This is a genomic window from Pseudoalteromonas sp. SR45-5, from assembly GCF_014163565.1.
Taxonomy (GTDB): Bacteria; Pseudomonadota; Gammaproteobacteria; order Enterobacterales; family Alteromonadaceae; genus Pseudoalteromonas; species Pseudoalteromonas distincta.
This window is the reverse complement of the sequence record NZ_JACJDN010000710.1, coordinates 1-1898: the sequence shown is the minus strand read 5'-3', so window position 1 is coordinate 1898 and position 1898 is coordinate 1. Positions and strand designations below refer to the sequence as shown.

Annotated in this window: 2 protein-coding genes; both read right to left on the bottom strand. The window is 37.4% G+C overall.

What is annotated here, in order from left to right; translation table 11 throughout:
• Positions 1–190 precede the first annotated feature (190 nt).
• Positions 191–1192 (bottom strand): D-Ala-D-Ala carboxypeptidase family metallohydrolase, encoded by a 1002-nt coding sequence (locus H5072_RS18280; protein ID WP_182694365.1) that lies wholly within the window; start codon positions 1190–1192, stop codon positions 191–193.
• An 11-nt stretch (positions 1193–1203) separates the two neighbouring features.
• Positions 1204–1898: L,D-transpeptidase family protein (locus tag H5072_RS18275; RefSeq protein WP_182694364.1), on the bottom strand; the 695-nt coding region annotated here is incomplete at its 5' end.

Genomic DNA, 1898 nt, shown 5'->3' with positions numbered 1-1898 from the left:
GCTGATACACACCATGTTTATAGCTCACATAAGCGCCTCAGTTTAAAGCAAAAAAGACTAGCTCAGTAAAGGTATAAAATGTTTATAAAACAAAGGACTTATAAAAACCAAGCTACCTTGGCTTAGCTAATCTCTTGTACAATTAGACTTAGCTAGTTTAGCTTTATGCTAAATGAGGTAGCCGTTGCAATTACTTACTCACCCATCGCGCTTTAAAACCACGCGTATCAACATGTATAAATGCGCCTCTGTGCGACTTAGGCCCATAAATACCTAAACCACCTAGCAAACCTTTAAATGATTCACGTCTAGCTAACGACTCCACTATATCGGCCATCGCTTTAGCGTCACCAATTGAATGCTTACCGTCATTATTTATATCATCCATACGGTAGTTGCCATCGTTATCTATAAAAATATCGGCAGCATCACCAAATACATGTCGGCTAAGTTTTACATTGCCAATTGATTTGTTGTAGTACGGAGTTCTATAACCGCTCATAACCACCATATTACTAACCGGTATACCTTCTAAAATCAGTTCTTTGCGTATTTTTTCTAGTTTAAGTAGTAATTTATTTTGTAAAAATAAATACTTTGGGTACTTACTTCGCTGCTTACTAACAAATTCTTTTAGTGAAAAGTGAGGTGATATTTTTACGTTTTCATTTTCAGGCGTTACCTTAACAAAGCCATCGGGCACTATGTAGTGTGAAGCGTCTTTAATCTGTGAATGTTTAGGATAGTGCCCAATGTGGTAATACTTGAGCTTTCCTCCTTCAACATTGTCTGCCGGTACTTTTACAAATACGTTGATTTTCATACGCTGTTTTTTATCGGGCGACTCAATAATTACCGTTGTTAAACCAGGCTCTTTGGGTGCTTGCCATTGCCAGCGGTTGGTGTCTGTAAGCTTAGATTTCCCTTGAGTGTTAATTAGCGTGTAAGCATTTTTTGATTGCGCAAAAAGTACTTCAAACTCAACTTGCTCTTTGGGCATTACAAATACTAAAAACACCGAATATGGCATAACTATGTCGTTAATTTTTAGGCTAAATTCTGCATCTTCAAAGTTGGCTTTGTTTTTTATATCAACTACCTGATGCGCAGGCTTTGTAGGCGCGGCAGCAAATACACTATTGCTAAATATAATTGTGAATATGGCGATAGAAATATAATGAATAAATTGCATAAACCCTCTCATTATTTATTTTTTAATAAAGCGGCAATCACCGACTGTTCATCATTTTTGAATAGCGCTTTTTTATCGCGTTGATATATGTCATCTCTAAAGTTAACCAGCTTATTTTCGTCAACCCATGCAGTCCAATAAACTAAATGAATAGGAAGAGGCTCATCTAAATAAAACGTCTGAGTACTGTTTTGAGCAAGTGCGCTGTCCATATTATTGAGTGTTTGCGCTTCTCCTTCGTACTTAATAATTTCACGCGCTAACGAAAAAGGCTTTTCTATTCTTATACAGCCATGCGATAAGGCTCGGTTTGCTTGGCTAAAGCGGTGCTTTGCTGGTGTATCGTGAACATAAATTGCTTCGGCATTGGGGAATAAATACTTAACTTCCCCTAGGGGGTTTTCTTCACCAGCACGTTTTACTAAAAAGTGATCAAATTGGTACGGCTTAATAGAGTCCCAATCAATATTGCTTGGATTAACAGTTTGTGAGTCTAGGTAGCTGTTTTTTCTAATTTCAATATTATTTTTTACAAGATAGTCAGGGTCCTCGGCTACCTTTGGAGCAATTTCTTTGGTGGCAATTGAGGTGGGTATACGCCATTCAGGATTAACTACAAACTTTTCTATTTCGTCGCTAAATGCAGGTGTTTCCCAACTTGGTTTACCTACAATTACGTTATTTTTTAATTTTACATCGCCCGCTT